The sequence below is a fragment of the Roseovarius sp. SCSIO 43702 genome, assembly GCF_019599045.1.
Classification (GTDB): domain Bacteria; phylum Pseudomonadota; class Alphaproteobacteria; order Rhodobacterales; family Rhodobacteraceae; genus Roseovarius.
The window spans coordinates 3,345,128-3,366,874 of sequence record NZ_CP080623.1 but is presented as its reverse complement, the minus strand read 5'-3'; the positions used below and the strand labels follow the sequence as shown (position 1 = coordinate 3,366,874).

At 69.3% G+C, this 21,747-nt stretch carries 20 protein-coding genes; 10 read left to right on the top strand and 10 right to left on the bottom strand.

Annotated features, from left to right (window positions below; genetic code table 11):
- Positions 1-6 precede the first annotated feature (6 nt).
- Positions 7-384: a hypothetical protein gene (locus tag K1T73_RS16485; RefSeq protein ID WP_220601743.1), complete on the top strand. Its 378-nt coding sequence runs from the start codon at positions 7-9 to the stop codon at positions 382-384.
- A gap of 28 nt (positions 385-412) precedes the next feature.
- On the opposite strand, the gene K1T73_RS16480 is transcribed toward K1T73_RS16485, so the two are convergent.
- Together K1T73_RS16480 and mutL are read right to left on the bottom strand one after the other, a co-directional pair.
- Complete coding sequence (locus K1T73_RS16480) at positions 413-1,585, bottom strand: DNA recombination protein RmuC (RefSeq protein WP_220601742.1); 1,173 nt, start codon at positions 1,583-1,585, stop codon at positions 413-415.
- Positions 1,582-3,426 carry a DNA mismatch repair endonuclease MutL gene (mutL, locus tag K1T73_RS16475; RefSeq protein ID WP_220601741.1) on the bottom strand — a complete coding sequence of 615 codons (1,845 nt, stop codon included), beginning with the start codon at positions 3,424-3,426 and terminating at the stop codon, positions 1,582-1,584. Before mutL ends, K1T73_RS16480 begins: the two co-directional genes overlap by 4 nt.
- A gap of 112 nt (positions 3,427-3,538) precedes the next feature.
- On the opposite strand from mutL, the gene K1T73_RS16470 reads away from it, so the two are divergent.
- Positions 3,539-3,916: a rhodanese-like domain-containing protein gene (locus K1T73_RS16470; protein WP_220601740.1), complete on the top strand. Its 378-nt coding sequence runs from the start codon at positions 3,539-3,541 to the stop codon at positions 3,914-3,916.
- 150 nt (positions 3,917-4,066) lie between these two features.
- Here the strand turns inward: K1T73_RS16470 and K1T73_RS16465 are convergent, their stop codons facing one another.
- Entirely contained in the window at positions 4,067-5,350 is a 1,284-nt protein-coding gene (locus K1T73_RS16465) for an ammonium transporter (protein WP_220603793.1), read from the bottom strand.
- 329 nt (positions 5,351-5,679) lie between these two features.
- On the opposite strand from K1T73_RS16465, the gene K1T73_RS16460 reads away from it, so the two are divergent.
- Positions 5,680-7,842: a transglycosylase domain-containing protein gene (locus K1T73_RS16460; RefSeq protein ID WP_220601739.1), complete on the top strand. Its 2,163-nt coding sequence runs from the start codon at positions 5,680-5,682 to the stop codon at positions 7,840-7,842.
- Positions 7,842-8,651 carry a zinc-dependent peptidase gene (locus K1T73_RS16455; protein ID WP_220601738.1) on the top strand — a complete coding sequence of 270 codons (810 nt, stop codon included), beginning with the start codon at positions 7,842-7,844 and terminating at the stop codon, positions 8,649-8,651. Before K1T73_RS16460 ends, K1T73_RS16455 begins: the two co-directional genes overlap by 1 nt.
- Before the next feature lie 21 nt (positions 8,652-8,672).
- On the opposite strand, the gene K1T73_RS16450 is transcribed toward K1T73_RS16455, so the two are convergent.
- The gene (locus K1T73_RS16450; RefSeq protein WP_220601737.1) at positions 8,673-9,278 is read right to left on the bottom strand and encodes a phospholipid-binding protein MlaC; all 606 of its coding nucleotides are present in this window, start codon (positions 9,276-9,278) and stop codon (positions 8,673-8,675) included.
- Positions 9,268-10,071 carry a VacJ family lipoprotein gene (locus K1T73_RS16445; RefSeq protein ID WP_220601736.1) on the bottom strand — a complete coding sequence of 268 codons (804 nt, stop codon included), beginning with the start codon at positions 10,069-10,071 and terminating at the stop codon, positions 9,268-9,270. Before K1T73_RS16445 ends, K1T73_RS16450 begins: the two co-directional genes overlap by 11 nt.
- A 150-nt stretch (positions 10,072-10,221) precedes the next feature.
- Here K1T73_RS16445 and K1T73_RS16440 point away from each other — a divergent pair, with 150 nt between their 5' ends.
- The 6 genes from K1T73_RS16440 to K1T73_RS16415 all read left to right on the top strand — a co-directional run bounded on the left by K1T73_RS16440 (position 10,222) and on the right by K1T73_RS16415 (position 17,042).
- Positions 10,222-11,949, top strand: coding sequence for a type I secretion system permease/ATPase (locus K1T73_RS16440; protein WP_220601735.1), 1,728 nt, complete (start codon positions 10,222-10,224; stop codon positions 11,947-11,949).
- The gene (locus tag K1T73_RS16435) at positions 11,946-13,250 is read left to right on the top strand and encodes an HlyD family type I secretion periplasmic adaptor subunit (protein WP_220601734.1); all 1,305 of its coding nucleotides are present in this window, start codon (positions 11,946-11,948) and stop codon (positions 13,248-13,250) included. The genes K1T73_RS16440 and K1T73_RS16435 overlap by 4 nt, the downstream gene beginning before the upstream one ends.
- Positions 13,251-14,302: 1,052 nt before the next feature.
- Entirely contained in the window at positions 14,303-14,764 is a 462-nt protein-coding gene (locus K1T73_RS16430; RefSeq protein ID WP_220601733.1) for a RidA family protein, read from the top strand.
- On the top strand, positions 14,761-15,528 hold the full coding sequence (locus tag K1T73_RS16425) for a glycerophosphodiester phosphodiesterase family protein (RefSeq protein ID WP_220601732.1): 768 nt from the start codon (positions 14,761-14,763) through the stop codon (positions 15,526-15,528). Before K1T73_RS16430 ends, K1T73_RS16425 begins: the two co-directional genes overlap by 4 nt.
- A 33-nt stretch (positions 15,529-15,561) precedes the next feature.
- Positions 15,562-16,749 carry a GNAT family N-acetyltransferase gene (locus K1T73_RS16420; protein ID WP_220601731.1) on the top strand — a complete coding sequence of 396 codons (1,188 nt, stop codon included), beginning with the start codon at positions 15,562-15,564 and terminating at the stop codon, positions 16,747-16,749.
- Positions 16,746-17,042, top strand: a complete 297-nt coding sequence (locus tag K1T73_RS16415; protein ID WP_220601730.1) for a 4a-hydroxytetrahydrobiopterin dehydratase — start codon at positions 16,746-16,748, stop codon at positions 17,040-17,042. The genes K1T73_RS16420 and K1T73_RS16415 overlap by 4 nt, the downstream gene beginning before the upstream one ends.
- Before the next feature lie 6 nt (positions 17,043-17,048).
- Here K1T73_RS16415 and glcF read toward each other — a convergent pair whose 3' ends face one another.
- The 5 genes from glcF to K1T73_RS16390 are packed head-to-tail and all read right to left on the bottom strand — an operon-like array spanning position 17,049 to position 21,620.
- Positions 17,049-18,338, bottom strand: coding sequence for a glycolate oxidase subunit GlcF (gene glcF, locus K1T73_RS16410; protein ID WP_220601729.1), 1,290 nt, complete (start codon positions 18,336-18,338; stop codon positions 17,049-17,051).
- A gap of 6 nt (positions 18,339-18,344) precedes the next feature.
- Positions 18,345-18,707 carry a hypothetical protein gene (locus tag K1T73_RS16405; protein WP_220601728.1) on the bottom strand — a complete coding sequence of 121 codons (363 nt, stop codon included), beginning with the start codon at positions 18,705-18,707 and terminating at the stop codon, positions 18,345-18,347.
- 14 nt (positions 18,708-18,721) lie between these two features.
- On the bottom strand, positions 18,722-19,063 hold the full coding sequence (locus K1T73_RS16400; protein WP_220601727.1) for a hypothetical protein: 342 nt from the start codon (positions 19,061-19,063) through the stop codon (positions 18,722-18,724).
- Positions 19,060-20,181 (bottom strand): FAD-binding protein, encoded by a 1,122-nt coding sequence (locus K1T73_RS16395; RefSeq protein WP_220601726.1) that lies wholly within the window; start codon positions 20,179-20,181, stop codon positions 19,060-19,062. Before K1T73_RS16395 ends, K1T73_RS16400 begins: the two co-directional genes overlap by 4 nt.
- Positions 20,181-21,620 carry an FAD-linked oxidase C-terminal domain-containing protein gene (locus tag K1T73_RS16390; protein WP_220601725.1) on the bottom strand — a complete coding sequence of 480 codons (1,440 nt, stop codon included), beginning with the start codon at positions 21,618-21,620 and terminating at the stop codon, positions 20,181-20,183. Before K1T73_RS16390 ends, K1T73_RS16395 begins: the two co-directional genes overlap by 1 nt.
- Between the last annotated feature and the right edge of the window lie 127 nt (positions 21,621-21,747).

Below are 21,747 nucleotides of genomic sequence, written 5' to 3'. Positions count from 1 at the left end.
CTTGGCATGAGCGATCTGACACTCACGAAAACGCGGTTGTTCGAAGGGGTCTGGGAAGGGGTGCTGACCACCGAGGCCGAGGGCAACACGCAACCCGAGATCGCGGTCACGCATCTGGGAGAGCCCGTGCGCGGGGTCGAGGTCGTCGAGGATCGCGCCGCCCGGCACTGGGTCGTGCGCGTGCCCATTCCGGTCGAGTTGATCTCGGACGGGGTGCAGACATTCCTGATCAACGACGCGAAATCGGGTGACACGCTGGCGAGCTTCGCGCTGCTTTCGGGGGATGCGCTGAGCTATGACATACGCGCGGAAGTGACGCTCCTGCGCGAGGAGCTGGACATGCTCAAGCGCGCGTTCCGGCGGCATTGCCTCGAGACGGGGTGACGGAGCATCGTCCGAAGCTCAAGCCCCGTCAGGTGTCCTTGGTGCCCAGCTTGACGACCGACGGCTCGGTTTCGGGGGCAAGCTCCTCGAAGTCGAAATTATCGAGGCGCCTGGCGCGGCGGCCGGCCTTGTCGGCGGAAATCTTGATGTCGGAAATGTCCTTGGACGCCTGGTGAAAATGGCGGTCGAGATTCTCGACGCGGGTCGAAAGACGGTCGACATCGGCGAAGAGCAGGCCAAGCTCGCGCCGGATCGCGCCGGCCTGCTCGCGCATGCGGGCGTCCTTGAGGATGGCGCGCATCGTGTTGAGCGTGGCCATGCAGGTGGTGGGCGACACGATCCAGACCCGCGCGGCGAACCCCTCGCGCACGAGCTCGGGGAAGTTGGCGTGAAGCTCGGCATAGACGGCCTCGGACGGCAGGAACATGAGCGCGCCATCGGCCGTTTCGCCGTCGAGGATGTATTTCTCGGAAATGTCGCGGATGTGTTTCTTGACCGATGTGCGCAGGAATTTCGCGGCCTCGTTGACCTCCCAATCGGTCGAGGCGCGGCGCAGCGCCTCGTAGGCCTCGAGGGGGAACTTGCTGTCGATGCAGATGGGGCCGGGTGGATTGGGCAGGTGGATGAGGCAGTCGGCGCGCTTGCCATTCGAGAGCGTATGCTGAAGCGTGAAGCTGTCCGAAGGCAGCGCCTTGCCGACGATGTCGGTGAGCTGGATCTCTCCGAAGGCGCCGCGGGTCTGCTTGTTCGACAGGATGTCCTGAAGGGTGAGCACGTCGCCCGAGAGCTTGGTGATATTCTCCTGCGCCTTGTCGATGGTGGCGAGGCGTTGCTGCAACTCGCCGAGTGACTGGGCCGTGCGGCGGGCCGAGCCGTGCAGGTTCTCGTTCATCCGCTCGGAGACCTGGGAGAGGCGCTTTTCCATCAGTTGCAGAAGGTTGGATTGCGCGGCGGCCTGCGCCTCGGAGACGTGGTTGAGGCCGCCGGCAAGTTGGTGCTGACCGTCGCTAAGCCCTTGGACGCGCTGGGAAAGGCCGCCGATCTGCTGGGCGAGCGGTTCGGCCATGCGGGCCGAGCGGGAGGCCGCACGGATCGCCATCAGCAGGAGCAGGACGATAAGCAGCAGAAGCACGCCCCCGATGAGCGCGGCAAGGGTGAGCGGGTCGCCCAGGTCGAGGGTCGTGTCGCCGATGGTGATCATGTGCGTCCGAAAAGCCGTTCGATGTCGGCAAGGCTGAGTTTCACGTAGGTGGGACGGCCGTGGTTGCACTGGCCGGAATGCGGCGTCGCCTCCATCTCGCGCAGGAGGGCGTTCATCTCGGGCGCCGAGAGGCGGCGACCGGTGCGCACGGAGCCGTGGCAGGCGACACGCGAGAGGATCGCGTCCATGCGGTCGCGTATGGTGTCGGCGCTGCCCTGGTCGGTCAATTCGTCCAGAACGTCGCGCAAGAGCGCGCGCGCGTCCACCTGCCCCAGAAGGGCGGGCGTTTCGCGCACCGCGACGGCGCCGCCGCCGAAGGCCTCGATCACGAGCCCGAGTTTTTCAAGCTCGGCCGCGGCATCGAGCAGGCGATCGCGGTCGGTGTCGGGCAGGTCCACGATCTCGGGGATCAGGAGCGCCTGCGAGGCCACGCCCCGTTCTGCCATCTGGGTCTTTAATTTCTCGTAAACGAGACGTTCATGCGCGGCGTGGGCATCGACGATGACCATGCCGTCGGCGGTCTGGGCGACGATGTAATTCTCGTGCAATTGCGCGCGCGCCGCGCCGAGAGGGGCGTCGGGGTCGGCGCCGCTGGTTCCTCGCGGGACCTCCTCGGGGGCGTCGATCCGTGCGGAATAGGCCGATTGCAGATCGGCGAAGCCCGGTACCTGCGCCCGGTAGGCGGTGGCGCGGGCGGCCGGGCCGGGCCGGTCCATCTGGTAGATGCGCGCGCCCTGCGGTTCGGGGCGGAAGGCGCCCAGGGCGGCGTGGGCCACTGTCGAGGCAGCGCGGTGCCCGTGCTCGGCCAGCGCGTGCCGCAGCCCCGAGACGATGAGGCCGCGCGCCTGCCCCGGATCGCGGAACCTGACCTCGGATTTCGCGGGGTGCACGTTGACGTCCACGAGCGTCGGATCGCAGGTGAGAAAGAGCGCCGCCGCCGCGTGACGATCGCGCGACAGAAGGTCGTGATAGGCCGCGCGCAGGGCGCCCGTCAGCATCCGGTCGCGGACCGGGCGGCCATTGACGAAGAGATATTGCGAGACGGCCGCGCCGCGCGAATAGGTGGGCAAGGCGGCAAACCCGGTCATGCGAAGGCTGTCGCGCGTGGCGTCGATCTGCACGGCGTTCTCGGTGAAATCCGCGCCGAGAATGCGGGCGAGGCGGGCGCTCAACGCGTCGAAAAGCTCGCCCTGCTCGGGGTCGGCGCGGAAGGTCACGCGGCCCTCGCCGCCGCCCGAGACGTCGCGCAGGACGAAGCCCACCGAGGGCTCGGCCATCGCGAGGCGCTTGACCACGTCCGAGATCGCCTGAACCTCGGCCCGGTCGGAGCGCATGAACTTGAGCCGTGCGGGCGTGGCGTAGAAGAGATCGCGCAGGGTGACGATGGTGCCGCGCCCGAGCGCGGCGGGTTTCACCGCGCCGATCTCGCCCCCCGCGACGGTGATCTCGGCGGCATCGAAGCCGCGTGCGCGGGACTGGATGCGCAGCCGGCCCACCGCCCCGAGCGAGGGGAGCGCCTCGCCGCGGAAACCGAAGCTGAGGATGTTGAGCAGGTCGCCGCCGGAGGTCTTGGAGGTGGCGTGCCGCGACAGGGCGAGCGGCAGGTCCTCGGGGGTCATACCGCAGCCGTCATCGGTGACGCGGATCAGGGTTTTGCCGCCATCGGCATAGGCCACCTCGATCCGGGTGGCGCCGGCGTCGAGCGCGTTCTCGACGAGTTCCTTGACCGCCGACGCGGGGCGTTCGACGACCTCTCCCGCCGCGATACGGTTGATCGCGCCGTCGTCGAGCTGACGGATGACGGGGCGCGTGTCGCTGATATGGTGGATGGGGTCGGCCATACCACAAGACCTAGCATGATATGGCGCGATTCGGCCACTGGAATAGAAAGGTGGAACGCAGGCGCCGGGGGGCGTGTTGGAAGGGTGACCATTAACCGATGAGAGGCTCAGGATGAAGACCGAAGATGTGAACGGCAAGACCCTCGAGACATGGGATGTGGACGAGGTGCACGAGGCCTGGCGCGACGGACGGATCGTCCTTGTCGACGTGCGCTCGCCCCAGGAATACATGATGGAGCATGTGCGGGGATCCCTGCTGATGCCGATGCCGGATTTCGAACCCGAAGGCCTGCCGGATCAGGGGGTTAAGCAGATCGTGCTGATGTGCGGCAGCGATACGCGCTCGGGCAAGATGGCCCGCAAGGCGCTGGAGGCCGGGATCGACAGGATCGCGCATATGGAGGGCGGATTCGCGGCGTGGAAGAAGGCCGAGAAACCGCATGTGGCGATCGAGCTGTCCACCGGGGCACCGAAGGATGTGAACGGCTGATCGCCCGAAAGGTTAACGGGCCGGACCCCACGTCGGTATCCACGTCGGTGTTACGTCGGTATCGCGTCGGTGGAGGGTGACTCGGCGCAATCGTTAAGAGGGCGCGCGGTCGGAGCGACCCGGCGGCGGTGGTGCGCCGGGTCGCAGCGGTCAGGTGCGAACGAAATCCGGGTAGGCTTCCATCCCGAGTTCGTGCATGTCGAGGCCGCGTTCCTCGGCTTCCGTCCCCACGCGCAGGCCGATGGTGGCCCGAAGCGCGAGCCAGGCGAGCGCGGAGACGGTGCAGACGAACCCGCCCACGACAGCGACACCGTAGAGCTGCGTCAGGAGGCCCGCGTCGTCATTGGTGAGCGGCACGGCAAGAGTGCCCCAGATGCCCGCGCAGAGATGCACCGGGATCGCGCCCACCACGTCGTCGATGCGCAGTCGGTCCAGCAGCGGCACGGCGAGGACCACGATGCCACCGCCCACCCCGCCGATGAGCGCGGCTTGGCCCAGCGTGGGCGCAAGCGGCTCGGCGGTGATCGAAACGAGACCGGCCAACGCGCCGTTGAGGATCATGGTGAGGTCGGGCTTGTCATAGAGCGCCTGGGTGAGCAGGAGCGCCGCGACAGCGCCACCGGATGCGGCGAGGTTGGTGTTGGCGAAGATGCGGCCGATGTCAGCCACATGCGCTGCCGTGTCCATGTAGAGCTGTGACCCGCCGTTGAAGCCGAACCAGCCGAGCCAGAGGATGAAGGTGCCGAGCGTGGCGAGCGCGAGGTTCGAGCCGGGCATCGGGTTGACGCGGCCGTTCTTGTACTTGCCCAGGCGCGGTCCCAGGATGATCGCCCCGGTGAGCGCCGCCCAGCCCCCGACGGAATGAACCACGGTGGAACCCGCGAAATCCTGGAACCCCGCCGCGTCGAGAAAGCCGCCACCCCATTTCCAGCTTGCCTGGACCGGGTAGATCACGGCGGTGAGCAGGATGACGAAGGCGAGGAAGGGCCAGAGCCTGATCCGCTCGGCTAGCGCGCCCGAGACGATCGACGCCGTGGCGGCGCAGAACATGAGCTGGAAGAAGAAGTCCGAGCCCACGGAGGCATAGGAGAGGTCGGGCGCCGCGCCGGCGAGGCCCACGGGCTCGAGCAGGGCGGGCGAGAGCGAGCCGAGGAGGCCGGGGATGGCCCAGGTGTCACCGGGATACATGAGCGTGTAGCCCACGAGGTAGTAGAAGAGTCCTGCAAGCGAGAAGAGCGCCATGTTCTTGGTCAGTTGCATCGTCACGTTCTTGCCGCGCACGAGCCCCGCCTCGAGCATGGCGAAGCCCGCCGCCATGAAGAAGACGAGGACGCCCGAGACGAGAAACATGAAGGTGGTGAAGATGAAGCCGATCTCGGTATCGGGCGGTGTGGTGTCGGTGCCCTGCGCGAGGCCGAGGGAGGGAAAGGTCATGGCGAGAACCAGGATGGGTCGGAAGCGGATCACGGAAGTCCCCTTTGCTGCGGGCCCGCAACGCGCGGGCGTTTCTTTGCACGTGCAGAAAAGCGGGCAGGCCGGCTGGCGCGAAGCGTGACGTGAGGGTCGGGCGGGGATCCGGCGCCCTTTGCCCGAAATTTGTGCATCGCGGCGGGAAAGCCCCGGAAATTGGGCAGGGTGTGCGCCGGGGATTGTGACCGGGCGGCGTGCCGGTGCCGGGGGTGAAGTCTCCGTTTCACGTTTGCCGCGAAAGTCTTTATGGTGGCCGAAAACCAGAGGCTCGGGGCAGCAGCAGAAGAGCGGACATGAGCGACAGAGGCGGCAAGAAGCCGAGACTGGTGGCGGATAGGCGCACGCGCCCCACCAAGAAGAAACCCGCGCCGAAACGGGCGAAGGCGCCCGCGCGCAAGGCGCGGCGCACGGCGAAACCGCGCCGCGGCGGGATCGTGGGATTGCTCTCGGGGCTCGTGCGTTGGGTGCTGCGCCTGGTCTGGGGGATCACCTGGCGTCTGACGGCGATCGTCGCGCTGATCGTCGCGATCGCGGTGGGATATGTCTACACCACGCTGCCCGAGGTGAATGTCCTTCTCGACGGGCGGTCGCGGGGATCGGTCACGCTTCTGGATCGTAACGGCGACGTCTTCGCCTGGCGCGGCGACCAGTTCGGCGGCGTGGTCACGACCGACACGGTATCGCGTCACCTGCGCAACGCGGTGGTGGCAACCGAGGACAAGCGCTTCTATCGCCATTTCGGGATCAGCCCGCGCGGCGTGGCCGGCGCGGTGCGCATCAACCTGAGCGAGGGCCGCGGACCGTTCAGCGGACATGGCGGGTCCACGATCACGCAGCAGACGGCCAAGCTGCTGTGCCTTGGTGTCGAGTATGACAAGGAGGTCTGGAAGAGCGAACGGGATTACGTGCAGGACTGCCGCCGCACGACGATGTGGCGCAAGGTCAAGGAGGCGATCTTCTCGCTCGCGATGGAGGTCAAGTATTCCAAGGACGAGATCCTGTCGATCTACATGAACCGCGCCTATTTCGGTGGTGGCGCCTATGGCGCCGAGGCCGCCGCGCAGCGCTATTTCGGCAAGTCGGCGAGTGCCGTGAACGCCGCCGAGGGCGCGATGCTGGCCGGGCTTCTGACCGCGCCCACGCGGCTTTCGCCGACGACCAACCTCGAGCGCTCGCAGGCGCGGGCGGCGACGGTCCTCAAGCTCATGAACGAGCAGGGGTATCTCACCTCGGAGGAGATGGCCATCGCGCGGGCCGAGCCCGCGACCCTGTCGGAGGCGGCAGAGGCGCAGGCGGGCGGATATTTCGCGGACTGGATCATGGATTCGGGTCCCGAGTTCTTCACCCGCGACACGACCGAGGACGTGATCATCCGCACCACGCTCGACCAGCGCATCCAGCGCGCGGCCGAGGCGGCGATGGAATACATCTTCGAGAACAAGGTGAGCGAGGGATCGAAGGCGCAGGCCGCGATCGTCGTGATGAGCGCCGACGGCGCCGTGCGCGCCATGGTGGGCGGGCGCGAAACCAAGGTCACGGGCGCCTTCAACCGCGCGACGCAGGCCAACCGCCAGACCGGATCGGCCTTCAAGCCCTTCGTCTATGCCACGGCGCTCGAACTGGGGCACGGCCCGTTCGACACGGTGGTGGATGAGCGCTATTGCCTCGACATCCCCGGATCGGGGCAGTGGTGCCCGTCGAATTACAGCCGCAGGTTCCACGGGCGCGTGACGCTGACCGAGGCGCTGGCGCGATCCTACAACATCCCCGCCGTCAAGGTGAGCGAGAGCGTGGGCCGCGAACGGGTGCGCAAGGTGGCGAGCGATTTCGGGATCGAGAGCGACCTGGCCGATGGACCGGCGCTGGCGCTGGGCGCGTCGGAAAGCACGCTTCTGGAGATGACGGGCGCCTATGCGGGCATCCTCAACGGCGGGTCGTCGGTGGAGCCTTACGGCCTGATCGAGCTGCGCCTTCTGGGGGAGGACGAGCCGCTGATGGGGACGGGCGGCGGCATCGGCGAGCGAGTGATCAACGAGGAGGCCGCGCGCGAGCTCATCTTCATGATGAACAAGGTCGTGACCAGCGGCACGGGCACGCGCGCGAAGCTGCCGGACCGCGAGGCGGCGGGCAAGACCGGCACCACCCAGGCCGCGCGGGATGCGTGGTTCCTGGGCTTCACGGCCGATTACGTCGCAGGGGTGTGGATGGGCTATGACGACAACACGCCGCTCAAGGGCGTGACCGGCGGCGGCCTTCCGGCGGATATCTGGCGCGAGACGATGGTGCGCGTGCACGAGGGGATGGAGGTTCGGCCCCTGCCCATGGCGCGTGACATCGTTCCGCCCCAGCCCGAGCCGCAGCCCCAGCCGCGGGTGCAGCAGGTCCCGCGCCGCGAGCAGAACCGCGCCCGCCCGATCGAGAACATCCTGCGCCAGCTTCTGGGCGTCGATCGTTAGTGTGGGGCTTCCTGGCATGCGTGGCGGTGGCCGCGGGGCTCTGGACGCTTTGGCAGGTGTGGCGACGGCGCCAGCGCACGGCGCGGTTCCGCGAGGGGCTCGACCCCGAGGCCCGCGCGATCGTGGCGCGCGAAGTGCCGCTTTCGCGGCGGTTGCCCGAGGCGCTGCGCGCGGGGTTCGAGGGGCGGATCAACCTTTTCCTGGACCAGGTGGATTTCGTCGGCTGCGACGGGCTCGAGGTCACACCGGAGATGCGCCTCTCCATCGCCGCGCAGGCCTGTCTCATCGTGGCGAACAGCGATTTCTGGTATGACGACCTGGCCGTGATCCTGATCTATCCGGGCGCCTTCCGCTCGCGGCAGGCCGAGCATGACGGGTTCGTCGTGACCGAGCACGAAACCACGCGGATCGGCGAAAGCTGGTCGCGGGGGCAGGTGGTGCTGTCGTGGCAGCACGTGGAGGAGAGCGGCGCGGACGATACCGACGGGCACAACGTCGTCCTGCACGAGTTCGCCCACCAGATCGACGGATTGTCGGGCGATACCGATGGCCTGCCGCCGGTGGCGGATCGGGCCGAGGCGGATGCGTGGGCCGAGGCGTTCGACACGGCCTATGACGCGCATCTCGCCCGTGTCGAGCGGGGACACGCGGGCCTTTTCGATCCCTACGGGGCGGAGGGCCCCGAGGAGTTCTTTGCCGTGGCGCTCGAGGCGTTCTTCGAGCGCGCGGACGAGATGCGGCGCGCGGAACCCGCGCTTTACCGTCAATTCGCGAGGCTGCTGAGGCTCGATCCGGCGGAATGGCGGTAGACGTTCCGCCGGGTGACGCGCTCAGCCCGCGCGTTGCAGGTCGGAGATGAGCGCGTCGATATTGCCGTTTCGCCGGTCGAGCATGGCCCCGATCTCCTGACGTTCGGTGAGGCGCAGGCTGATCCCCTCGATCACCATGTCGAAGAAGAGGTCGCGGCCCGACCTGTCGGAGACGAGAAAGCGCACTTCGAACGGGCTTTGGCCGCGCAGGTTCACGGTGGCGATGACCTCCTGCCAGGATTTCACGCTGCGCACCGACTTGACGATGATCTGCCCGCCCTGGAACTCGCGGAACCGCTTGCCGTACTTGCGGGCGATGTAGCCGCGGAACGCGTCGGTATAGGCGCGAAGCTGTGCCGGGGTGGCGCGGCGCGCATCGGCGCCGAGCGTGGATTGGGCGATGATGTTCACGTCGGCATAGGTGCGGAAGATACGCTCGAAATCGCCGATCATGGCGCCCAGCGACTTGCCCGAAGCGATGACGCGGTTGATGTCGGCCACGACCCTGTCGATCAGCGCGCGTGCCTCGCCCTCGGTCAGGGCGAGGACGGGCGTGCCGAGCGCGACCGCGCCCAGCGCGGCGGTGCCGGTGGCAAGCAGGCTACGGCGGGAAAATTCATTGGTCATAAGGATCCTCGTAAACTGAATCGGCGCCCGAGGAGGACGCGCCGGGGGTGGTGTCATAGGGATCGAGATAGGGATCGTCACGGCCCATGCCCAGCTTGAACCGGCGATTCTGCAAATAGATCGAGCGCGTCGCCGCGTAGCTGTCGGCGCTCTCGTAGAGGATCGAATCGATCGTGTCCGAGAACCTTCCGCGTGAGGTGAGCCCCGACGAGACCGAGGCGGCGGTGCCGTAATAGCGCTCGGGCGTCGGCACCACGTAGTTGATCGGGTCGGTGAAGAGATCGACCACGGTTCCGATCGCGGCGCGGCGTGTCGCGGGGCCGAAGAAGGGCCGCTCGACGTAAGGCCCTTCGTTCACGCCCCAGGTGTAGAGCGTCTGGCCGAAATCGGCGTCGGTATTCGCGGGCATCTCGAGTTCGGTGGCGGGGTCGAAGAACCCGCCGAGCCCCAGCGTCGTGTTGACGACGAAGCGATAGGTGTCGGTCGTGGCGCCAAGCCCGTTGCCCTGAAGGATGTTGTTCACGATCGAGCGCGGCAGCGACAGGTTCTCGGAAAAGCGGCTGATCGCGGTTTCCACGTCATCGGCCATGAAGGCGGAATAGCCGCGCGCGGCCGGGCGCAGGACATTGCGGTCGAGCGCCTTGTTGAAGGCATGGTTCTTGCGGTTGCTTTCCTCCCACGGATCGTAGGGGGTGCCGCGCGTGATGGCGGGATCCGGCTTGGCGCAGGCGGCGGTGACGAGAACCGCGCCCAGGAGCGCGGCGCGGACAAGAGGTCCGGCGGTCGGAATCATGCTGAGCAGCTTCACAAGATCGAAACCCGAATCGAATAAATCTCCGTGAATAGGTAAAGCAATCCGGCCCGAGGTGACAGTGTTGGTGATCGTTGCGCCCGTCCCGTGGCAAAAAAAGCGTGTCCATGCGGGGCCGCGCGGGATGGTTTCATGAGCCGGCCGCATGAGGGCGGGCGCGAACTGGCGGCCCTGCGCAGGCAGAGCCGGGGGCTGTTGTGGTTCACGGGCCTTCTGAGCCTCGTGTCGAGCCTCCTGATGCTCACCGGGCCGCTTTACATGCTCCAGGTCTATGACCGGGTGTTGTCGAGCGGGTCGGAGGCGACGCTTCTGTCGCTCACCATGCTGGCCGCGTTCCTTTTCGCGATGATGGCGCTGCTCGACTGGTCGCGCGGGCGGATCATGGCGCGGATCGGCGCGCGGTTCCACGACGCCCTTCGCGACCGGCTCTTCGACGCGATGCTGGGCCCGCGCGGGACCGCCCCGGTCCGCAATCTGGAGGCGGTGCAGCGGGTGATCGTCTCGCCGGTCATGCTGGCGCTGTTCGACCTGCCCTGGGTGCCGGTCTTCCTGCTGGGGATATGGATCTTCCATCCGTGGCTGGGGATCCTGGCGATTGCCGGGGGCATGACGCTCGTGGCCGTGTCGGCGCTTCACCAGCTTGCCCTGCGCGGGCCGGCCGCCGACGCCATGGCCGCGCAGCGCCGTGCGGACCTGGCCGCCGACCGCCTGAGCGAGGCGGGGGACACGGTGCGCGGCCTGGGCATGCGTGAAGGCGCGCGGCGCAGGTGGCGGGACGCGGCGGACGCGGCGTTGCGGGGGCAAGTCGGGGTGGCCGACCTCGGCGCGGGCTTCGGGTCGCTCACGCGGGCGATCCGCCTTTTCCTGCAATCGGCGATGCTGGGTCTCGGCGCGCTTCTCGTTCTCGGCGGGGAGCTTGGACCCGGCGCGATGATCGCGGGCTCGATCCTCCTGGGGCGGGCGCTTGGCCCGGTCGAGCAGGTGATCGGCCAGTGGAGCGCGCTTGACCAGGCGCGGCGCGGCTGGCGCGGACTCGCGCAGGCACTGGGCGACACGCCGCCCGAAGGCGCGACGCTCGCGCTGACGCGACCGGCGGCGCGGCTTGACGTGCAGCAGGCCAGCATCGCAGCACCCGGAGCCGTGCGCGCGGCGCTGCGCGGGCTGAGCGTCTCGGTCCGGCCGGGCGAGGTGCTGGGCGTGATCGGCCCGTCGGGCGCCGGGAAATCGTCGCTGGCGCGGGGTCTCACCGGGCTCTGGCCCGTGGTCGCCGGCAAGATCCGCCTCGATGGCGCGCCGCTCGACCGCTATGCCGGGGACCGGCTGGGGCGTCTCGTCGGATACTTGCCGCAGCGGGTCGAGCTTTTCGATGCGACCATCGCCGCCAATATCGCGCGGCTCGATCCCGACCCGGACCCGGAGGCCGTGATCGCCGCCGCGCGATGGGCGGGGGCGCACGAGATGATCCTCGACCAGCCGGCGGGCTACGACACGGTGCTCGCGCGCGACGGCGCGCCGCTTTCGGGCGGAGAGGTTCAGCGGATCGGCCTGGCGCGGGCGCTCTATGGCGATCCGGTCATTCTGGTCCTCGACGAGGCCGATGCCGGGCTCGACAGCGCAGGGCAGGCCGGGGTCACGGCCGCGGTGCGCCGCTTCGCCGAGGCGGGTGGCGCGGTCATCCTGACGGGGCATCGGCCATCCAGCGTCGAGGCCTGCGACCTGCTCTTGCTGCTCGAGAACGGCCTCGCGCGGGCCTTCGGGCCGCGCGACCGGGTGCTCGAGGAGCTGGCCGACCGCCGCGCGGCGCGGGCCGCGGCGGGGGAGGGCGCCTCGCCCGCCGGTGGCGCGCGGAAAGCGTCATGAACCGGCGCGCGACCTCCCCCGGCGCGGCGCGTGGCCCGGTCCTCGTCGCCTGTGCCGTGCTGGCGATCCTTCTGGCCGGTGTCGGTGGCTGGGGCGTCACGGCGCGGATCGCGGGAGCTTTCATCGCGCCCGGCACGGTCGATTTCGCCTCGGGCCGGCAGGTCGTGCAGCATCCCGAGGGTGGCGTGGTTGCGCGGCTTCACGTGCGCGACGGCGACCGGGTGGCGGCGGGCGACGTGCTCGTGACGCTCGAGGCGGGCGCACTTGCCGCCGAGCGCGCGGTGGCCGAGGCGCGGTTGTTCGAGCTGCTGGCACGGCGTGCCCGGCTCGAGGCAGCGCGCGACGCAGGCGCCGCCCCGGCCTTCGGCGCCGAGCTTCGAGCCGCGGCGGCCCGTCCGGAGGTGGGCGAGCTCATGGCCGGTCAACGGCGGCTCCATGCCGCCTGGGCCGAGGCGCGCGCGGCCGAGAGGCGCGAATTCGACCGGCGGCTGCGGCAGCTGGCACGGCAGGTGGCCGAATCGCGGAAACAGGCCGCGGCGCTCGACCGCCAGGCCGCGCTGATCGCCGAGGAACTGGCGGGCCAGGAGGCGCTCCTGTCGGGCGGTCTCGTCCCCGCCGCGCGGGTGCTTGCGCTGCGGCGGGAGGCGGCGCGGCTCGAGGGCGCGCGCGCCGAGCTGCGGGCCGCCATGGCCGGGATGGAGGGCGACATGGCGGGTATCGCCATCGAGCGAAAGCGCCGCGCCGCGCGCGAGCGGGAGGCGACGATCGGCCAGCTGCGCGACCTGCGCCACACCGAGATCGAAACCCGCGAACGGCTGGCCGCGCTGGGCGCGCGGATCGGGCGGCTCGACCTGCGCGCGCCGGTCGGAGGGGTGGTTCATGGCTTGCGCATCCACGCGCGGCAGGCCGTCCTGCGCCCGGCCGAGCCGGTGCTTGCCATCGTGCCGGACGGCGAACGCCCGCAGGTGATGGCCCGGATCCGGCCCGCCGATATCGACAGGCTGCGCGCGGGCCAGGCCGTGGGTCTGCGCCTCGGCGCCACGTCCGCGCGCGATGCGCCGCGCCTCGCCGGGCGCGTGCGCGTGATCTCGGCGCATCTCGTCGACGACAACGGTGGCGACGCGCCGTATTACCGCGCCGAGATCGCGCTCGACCCCGGAGAGGAACGGCGGCTTCCCGATGGGGTGACGCTCGTCCCCGGCATGCCGGTCGAGGCGTTCTTCACCACGGGCGAGCGAACACCGCTCGCCTATCTCGCGGAGCCGCTGACCCGGTATTTCGCGACGGCCTTTCGGGAATGAGTGATGGCGCGGCGATGAGAGAGGGGGTGTCGGGCCGGTGTCCCGGCCGCGCGGCAGCGGAGCGCGAGACGAGCTTTGGGATATCCGCGCCGCGGTCGAGGCGATGTCGCACGGGGCGACGAACAGGCGGGCGGGACAAGGCGCGGCGCAGGCGTGCATAGGGCGGGCGGCGGAATGGCGCGTCGGGTCAGGCCGGATCCCTAGGCGTAACCCGGACGGTTTGCGGGAGGGATCGGGCGCGGAGGTCGGAAAGACGAACGGAACGCGCGGCTGCGCGGTGGTTTCGGACGTCCTCGTCGGGGGCGATTTCGCGGCTGACGCTATCGGGCCGGGCCACGAGAAACGCAGGAGCAGGCACGCGTGTGTCGAGGAACCGGCACTCGGCTCGGGCGCCGGGTCGCGCCGGATCGGTATCGACGCGGCGCAGGAGAACCTCGGGCAGAGGTCCGAATGGCGTCCGCTTGGTGACGTCCCGAGCGAGCGAGCCGGGTGCAGCCCCGCGGATCGCCTCGGACCCTGCGGCCGGCGCGGTTCGAGGGGTGGCACGGGGATCGAACCGGGACCGAGCGACAGGGATATCCGGCCGTGGCACCGCGGCGGATGGTGCGGCGCTTGGGCCTCACGGTTTCAAGGCGTTGGCTGGTGGGAGGGTGCGCCTGATGGTTTGTTGTCCTCGCGAGGTGCGCCGGAACGGGTGTGGCGGGTCGGGACTGCGTGAAATCGTGGCGGCGTGGCTGCGAGGGATGGTCGCGCCCGTCGAGGATGCGCGGATGGGGCCGCGAGGAGGCGGGGGGCTGAGGCGTGACGAGCGTCGCGGCGGGTGCGTCGCGGCGGGGGTTGGCGTCCGAGCCGCATCGTCCCTCGCGACGGCCCGAAGCCGCGTCGCGCGGACAGGGGTGCGCCGCGAGCCGGGTGCACCGGGGTCGGTCCCCGCGCGGGGGGACCGCCGCCTGCCCGGCACGTTTCGGTGTTTTCTTTCGCCTCGCACGCGGGTAGCGTCGCGGCGATGGGCCGAGGGCCCGCGAGAGATGACAGGAAAAGGAGCGCCGCAGATGGGACGTATCGAGAAGAAACTGGCCGAGATGGGCGTGACCCTGCCCGACGCGCCCGCCCCGGCGGCGAATTACGTGCCCTTCGTGCAGACCGGCAACCTTGTCCATGTCTCGGGCCAGATCGCCAAGGACGAGAACGGTCTCATCACCGGGAAGCTGGGCGACGACATGGATGTCGAGGCGGGCGCGCGGGCGGCGAAGGTCTGTGCCATCGCGCTCCTGGCGCAGGTGAAGGCGGCTTGCGGCGGCGATCTCGACCGGCTCAAGCAGGTGGTGAAGCTCACGGGGTTCGTCAACTCGACGCCCGATTTCACCGACCAGCCGCTGGTGATCAACGGCGCATCGGACTTCATCGGAGAGGCGCTGGGCGAGGCGGGCAAGCACGCGCGCGCGGCGGTGTCGGCGGCGTCGCTTCCCCTGGGCGTCGCGGTCGAGATCGACGGGATCTTCGAGATCGAATGATCCCGCTGCCCGACGCGTTCCTGCGCGCGCCGATCGCGCATCGGGCCCTGCATGATCTCGGCGACGCGCGGCCCGAGAATTCGCGCGCGGCGATCCGTGCCGCGATCGCGCGAGGCTATGGCATCGAGATCGACGTGCAGCCCTCGCGCGACGGGCGGGCGATGGTCTTTCACGACTATGACCTGGGCCGCCTGACCGGGCGGCGCGGGCCGATCGCGCAACAGGATGCCGATGCGCTGGGCGCGCTGGCGCTGAAGGGCGGGGACGAGGGGATTCCGACGCTGGCCGAGGTGCTGGCGCTGGTGGCCGGGCGGGTGCCGCTTCTGATCGAGGTGAAGGACCAACACGGCCAGATGGGCCGCACCGACGGCCGGCTCGAGGCCGCGATCGCCGCCGACCTGGCGGGATATGCGGGCGACGCGGCGCTCATGTCGTTCAACCCCCATTCGGTGATCGCGCTGCGGGACCTCTGCCCGGACCGGGCGCGCGGGCTTGTCACCTGCGCTTACCCGCTCGCCGACTGGCCGCTTTTGCGGCGCGACGTGCGCAGGCGGCTGCGCGAGATCCCCGATTACGAGACGGCGGGCGCGAGTTTCGTCAGTCACCAGGCGAGCGACCTGGGCCGTGCGCGGGTGGCGGAGTTGCGGGCAGGCGGCGCGCGGGTGCTGTGCTGGACCGTCCGGTCCGAGGCGGAGGAGCGGGTGGCGCGGCGGCGCGCGGACAACATCACCTTCGAGGGATACCTCGCGGCGCATCCCGCTTGATCCATGCCCGCACCACCCCAAGTTTCACCTGACATGGCCGAGACCGAGATCACCGTCACCCTGCATGACCGCCTGTCCGAGATCGGGCAGGCCGCGTGGGATGCCTGTGCCTGCCCCGAGGCGGCGCAGGGCGGGCGGCCCGAGGACCCGTTCACGACCTACCGCTTTCTCGCAGCGCTCGAGGAGAGCGGATCGGTGGGGCCCGGCACCGGGTGGGAGCCGCATTACCTGTGCGCGCGGGCGGGGGACGAGGTGATCGCGGTCGCACCGCTCTATGCCAAGGGGCACAGCCAGGGCGAATACATCTTCGATCACAACTGGGCGCATGCCTATGAGCGGGCGGGCGGGCGATACTATCCGAAATTGCAGATCGCCGTGCCCTTTACCCCCGTGACGGGTCGCCGGTTCCTGACCCGGCCGGGGCATGAGGAGATCGGGCGCGCCGCGCTGGTCGAGGGCGCGGTGAAGATGGCCGAGCGGCACGGTCTCAGTTCGCTTCATGTCACCTTCTGCACCGAGGCCGAGCGCGCGGCGGGCGAGGCGATGGGCCTGATGGCGCGCAAGGGGCAGCAATATCACTGGGAGAACAGGGGATATGCCGATTTCGATGCCTTCCTCGCCGATCTGAGTTCGCGCAAGCGCAAGATGATCCGCAAGGAGCGCCGCGCGGCGCAGGCGTTCGGCGGCGAGATCGTGCATCTCACGGGCGACGCGATCGAGCCCGCGCATTGGGAGGCGATGTGGCACTTCTACCAGGACACGGGCGCGCGGAAATGGGGGACGCCCTATCTCACGCGGGCGTTCTTCGACCTGGCGCATGACCGGCTTCGCGATGACGTCCTGCTGATCCTGGCGCTGCGCGGCGGAGAGCCGGTTGCGGGGGCGATGAACCTGATCGGGCGCCGGGCGCTTTTCGGCCGCTACTGGGGCTGCGCCGAAGCGCATGCGCATCTGCATTTCGAACTGTGCTACTATCAGGCGATCGATTACGCGATCGCTCGCGGCCTCGCGCGCGTGGAGGCGGGCGCGCAGGGAGAGCACAAGCTGGCGCGCGGATACCTGCCGAAGCCCGTCCATTCGCTGCACTGGATCGGGGATCCGGGTTTCGCGCAGGCCGTCGCGCACTATCTCGAGGCGGAGGGCGCGGCCGTGGACGAGGATATCGAGGTCCTGACGGGCTACGGTCCCTTTCGGAAGACAGCGGAGGAGGAACACCAATGACCGAGAAGCTGAGCGACACGGCGCGCAAGACGATGCTGACGCCGCTGACCGACAACGGGTGGAGCATGGTCGAGGGGCGCGATGCCATCGCCAAGAGTTTCGAGTTCGACGATTTCACCGAGGCTTTCGGCTTCATGACCCGCGCGGCGATCTGGGCCGAGAAGTGGAATCACCACCCGGAATGGTCGAACGTCTACAACAAGGTCGAGGTGACGCTGACCACGCATGACGTGGGCGGGCTGAGTTCGCTTGACGTGAAGCTCGCGCGGAAGATGGATTCCTTCGCCGGGTGAGCGGGGTCAGGCCTTGGCCAGCGCCGGGGGTTTCGGGCCGCCGGTCGCCCAGTCGAGAAGCTCGACCGTGTGGACCATGGGAATGTCGGTGGCCCGCCCGATCTGCATCATGCAGCCGATGTTGCCCGCCGCGATGATGTCGGGCGCGCGGGCCTCGAGCGTGCGCACCTTGCGGTCGCGCAATTGCGCCGAAATCGCGGGCTGCATGAGGTTGTAGGTGCCCGCCGAGCCGCAGCAGAGATGCGCGTCGGCCGGTTCGACCACGTCGAAGCCCGCGCGTTTCAGCAGGTCCTTGGGGTAGCTCTTGATCTTCTGGCCATGCTGGAGCGAGCAGGCCGCGTGATAGGCCACGGTGAGGCCCTTGGGCGCGCCCTCGGGCAGGTCGAGCTGCACCAGCAGTTCCGAGACATCCATCGCGATGTCCGAGACGCGGGCGGCGTCGGGCGCGAGGTCTTCGGTGCGGAACATGTGGCCGTAATCCTTGACCGTCGTGCCGCAGCCCGAGGTGTTGATGACGATGGCGTCGAGCCCGTCCCCCTCCATCTCGGCGGTCCATGCCCGGATGTTGCGCGCTGCGGTCGCGTGGCTTTCCTGCGTCTTGCCCATGTGATGCGTGAGCGCGCCGCAGCAGCCCGCGCCTTTCGCGACCACCACGTCGCAGCCGAGGCGCGTCAGGAGGCGGATGGTGGCGTCGTTGATGTCGGTGTTGAGCGCGCGCTGGGCGCAGCCGGTCATCAGTGCCACGCGCCTGGCCTTCGCGCCCTTGGCCGGGAAGGTCTGCGGGTCGTCGTTGCGGCTGACCGGGGGGATGGTCTCGGGCGCCATTTCGAGCATGGCGCGCAGCCGGGCGTCGGGCATGAGCCGCGCGAAGGGGCGGCCTATCTTGGCCCCGAGCAGCGCCAGCCGGAAGCGCGTCGGGTAGGGCAGGATGCGCGCCAGCACCCAGCGCAATGCGCGATCCGAGAGGGGGCGCTTGTAGTTGTCCTCGATATATTCCCGCGCGTGATCGACCAAGTGCATGTAATGCACGCCCGAGGGGCAGGTCGTCATGCAGGCGAGGCACGAGAGGCAGCGGTCGATGTGCTTGACGGTCTTGGCGTCGGGCACCCGCTCGTTCTCGAGCATGTCCTTGATGAGGTAGATGCGGCCCCGCGGGCTGTCGAGTTCGTCGCCAAGCACCTGGTAGGTGGGGCAGGTCGCCGTGCAGAAACCGCAATGCACGCAGGCGCGCAGGATCTCGTTCGCGCGCTTGGTGCCGGGGTCGCGGAGCTGAGTCTCGGAGAAATTCGTTTGCATGATGTCCTACCGGAGAAGGAAAACGCTGGGGCCGAATATGACGAAAAGGATCACGCCCACGGTGAGGGCGATCGCCGCTGCGTAATGGGTGGGCTGGCCCCGTTTGCGGCGCCATGCGCGCCAGCCCTGTGCGGGCAGCGTCGCGAGGGCCGCGAGCGCGGCGCCCCAGAGCGGCACCTGCTCGATCCCGTGGAACCAGTCGTCGGGGCCGCCTGGCGGGGAAAGCGGGTAGATCATGAGCGCGCCGATCCCGCAGAGAAGCGCGACCACGCCCAGCCCGATGAGATAGGTTCGCCAGTCGCGCAGCATCAGAAGGATCACGAAGACCGCCAGGGGCACGCCGAAGATGAAGATGAACAGGCCGATCAAGGTGGGTCCTCGCGTCAGGGAAGGATCTGGAAACCCGCCAGGATCAGCAGGGCGATGGAGGGCAACAGTACCAGGTGGTAATGCGACGCGCGATCCTGCCGGTGCCGCCAGGCGCGCCAGCCCTGCGCCGGGAGCGTCGCCAGCGCGGCGAGAAGGCTCCAGCGCACGGGTGGCAGGTCGATGCCGCGGATCGAGGTGGAGGACGAGACCGGGAAGGGAGCCGTCGCCGCGATGGCGAAAAGCACCGCGAAGATCGCCCAGCCGACCAGGTAGCTGCGCCAGTTGGGAAGGCAGGCAAAGATCGCGAAGGTGGCGATGGGCAGACCCACGAGGAAGAGCGAAAGGGCCGGGCTCATGCCGGGGGCCCCGCGAAGATGCCGCGCGGGTCGAAGCGCGCGCGCAGGCCCGCCTCGAGCGTCGCGATGGCCGGGGCGGGCGGATGCAGTGCCGGGCCGCGGCCGCCGCGATAGCGTGTCGCGTGCCCGCCCAGCCCGGAGACCGCGTCCCGCAGCGCGGCGCCGTCCGCGCCCTCGGGGAGGGTCAGCCAGACAAGGCCGCCGCCCCAATCGTAGATCGCGCGCGCGTCTTCGAGGCCCGCCACCAGCGCCGGTGCGTCGGAGGGCTTGACCGAGAGGCGCCAGACCTCGCCCGGGTGGTCGTGGAAAGGCGCCGCGTCGCGGATGCCGGCCCAGGTCTCGGCGTTCGCCTCGCGGTCGGTCTCGAGCGTGATCTCGCCCGCATCCGAGAGCCGCGCGCGCAGCTGCTCCGCGCGATAGGCGACGGAGGCTTCCGCGCCCTCGATCCGCACGAGCGTGCGGGACACGCCCGACGCCCCGGCTTGCAGATGCGCGGCACCCGTCACCTCGTAGGGCGATCCGAGCGCGCGGGCGAGCAGCGCCACCGCCGCCCCGTCGGCCAGACCTTCGCAGGAGAGCGTGGCGGTATGGCGCGGGGCGGGCAGCACCTTGAGCGACACTTCGGTCAGCACGCCGAGCCGGCCCATGGAACCCGCCATGAGCTTCACGAGGTCGTAGCCCGTCACGTTCTTCATCACGCGACCGCCATTCCTGACGATGCGTCCCTGCCCGTCGACGAAGCGCACCCCCAGAAGATGATCGCGGCAAGCCCCCACCGAGGACACGCGCCGCGGACCCGAGGCGTTCATCGCGACCACCCCGCCGATGGTGGGCGTGCCGGTGGTGCCGAGGATGCCGCGATGGTCCATCGGCTCGAAGGCGAGGGCCTGACCTTCGGCGGCGAGCGTCTGCTCGACCTCCTCCAGCGCCGTGCCCGCGCGCACCACGAGAGTGAGCGCGCCCGGCTCGTAGAGCGTGATCCCCGTCATCGCCCGCGTCGAGAGGCGCGTGCCGCCGCGCGGGCCGCCGATGGGCCGGGTGCCGCCGCCCTCGATGCTGAGCGGGTCGTTGGCGCCGCGGACGATCTCGGCGAGGTCGGCTTCGGTTTCGGGTGTCATCACTCCGCCGCGACCCGGCGCGTTTCGCTGGTGGCGAGCGGAAAGACCTTGGCAGGGTTCAGAAGCCACCGGGGGTCGAAGACGTCCTTCACGTCCATCTGCACCTCGAGATCGGCGGGATCGTATTGATGGCCCATGAGGTCGCGTTTCTCGATGCCCACGCCATGCTCGCCCGTCAGGCAGCCTCCGACCTCGACGCAGAGCTTGAGGATCTCGGCGCCGAAAGCCTCGCATTTCTCGAGATCGCCGGGCTTGTTGGCATCGAAGAGGATGAGCGGGTGCATGTTGCCGTCGCCCGCGTGAAAGACGTTGCCCACCTTGAGGCCGAATTCCTCGGACATCTCGCCGATCCGGCGCAGGACGTGGGGCAGCGCGCTCACCGGGATGGTGCCGTCGAGGCAGATGTAGTCGTTGATCTGGCCCATGGCGCCGAAGGCCGATTTGCGCCCCAGCCAGATCGCGGCGCTTTCCTCGGGCGAGGTGCTCTCGCGCAGTTCGAGCGGATCGTGGCGGCGGGCGATGCCGGTGATGGTGGCGAGCTGGGCGTCGATCTCGGCCTCGGAGCCCTCGACCTCGACGATGAGCAGCGCCTCGCAATCGGGGTATCCGGCATGGGCGAAGGCCTCGCAGGCGCGGATGCAGGGGCGGTCCATGAACTCGATCGCGACGGGCAGGACGCCGGCGCGGATGATGTCCGACACGCAGGCGCCGGCCACCTCGCTCGAGTCGAAGGCCATGAGCACGGGGCGAGCGCCTTCGGGCCTGGGCAGGATGCGCAGGGTGGCCTCGGTCACGACGCCGAGCTGCCCCTCGGAGCCGCAGACGAGACCCAGGAGATCGAGCCCGCCCGCATCCATGTGGGCCCCGCCCAGTTCGGTGACGGTGCCGTCCATGAGGACGAGCGTGACGCCCAGCAGGTTGTTGGTGGTCACGCCGTATTTGAGGCAATGCGCCCCGCCCGAATTCATCGCGATATTGCCCGCGATGGCGCAGGCAAGCTGGCTCGACGGGTCGGGTGCGTAGAAGAAGCCAGCCTCCTCGACCGCGCCGGTGACGGAAAGGTTGGTGCGCCCGGCCTCCACGCGGATGGTGCGGTTGGCATAGTCGATGTCCAGCACCTCGGTCATGCGCGCGATCCCGAGAATGACGCAATCGGCGGTGGGCAGCGCCCCGCCGGCCAGCGAGGTGCCGGCGCCGCGCGGCACCACGGGCACGCCCATCTCGTGGCAGATGCCGAGCACCTGCGACACCTCTTCGGTGGACGAGGGCAGGACGACGGCCATGGGCGGGCAGCGATAGGCGGTGAGCGCGTCGCATTCGTAAGCGCGCGTCTCGACTTCGTCCGAGATGACCGCGTCCGCGGGCAGCACCCCGCGCAGACGGTCCACGAGGGCGGGTTTCAGCGCGAGGATGCGGGCATCCGGGGCGGGCATGTCCATCTTGGGCTCTCCTGCGGCGTTTCGCCCCCGGCGCGATCGGGCGGATGACGGCGAAACGCGCCACGGTCGCGTTACAGGCAAGAAAGTAAAGCCAACGAGGGGGGCTGGCAAGCTGCGATGGCCGATC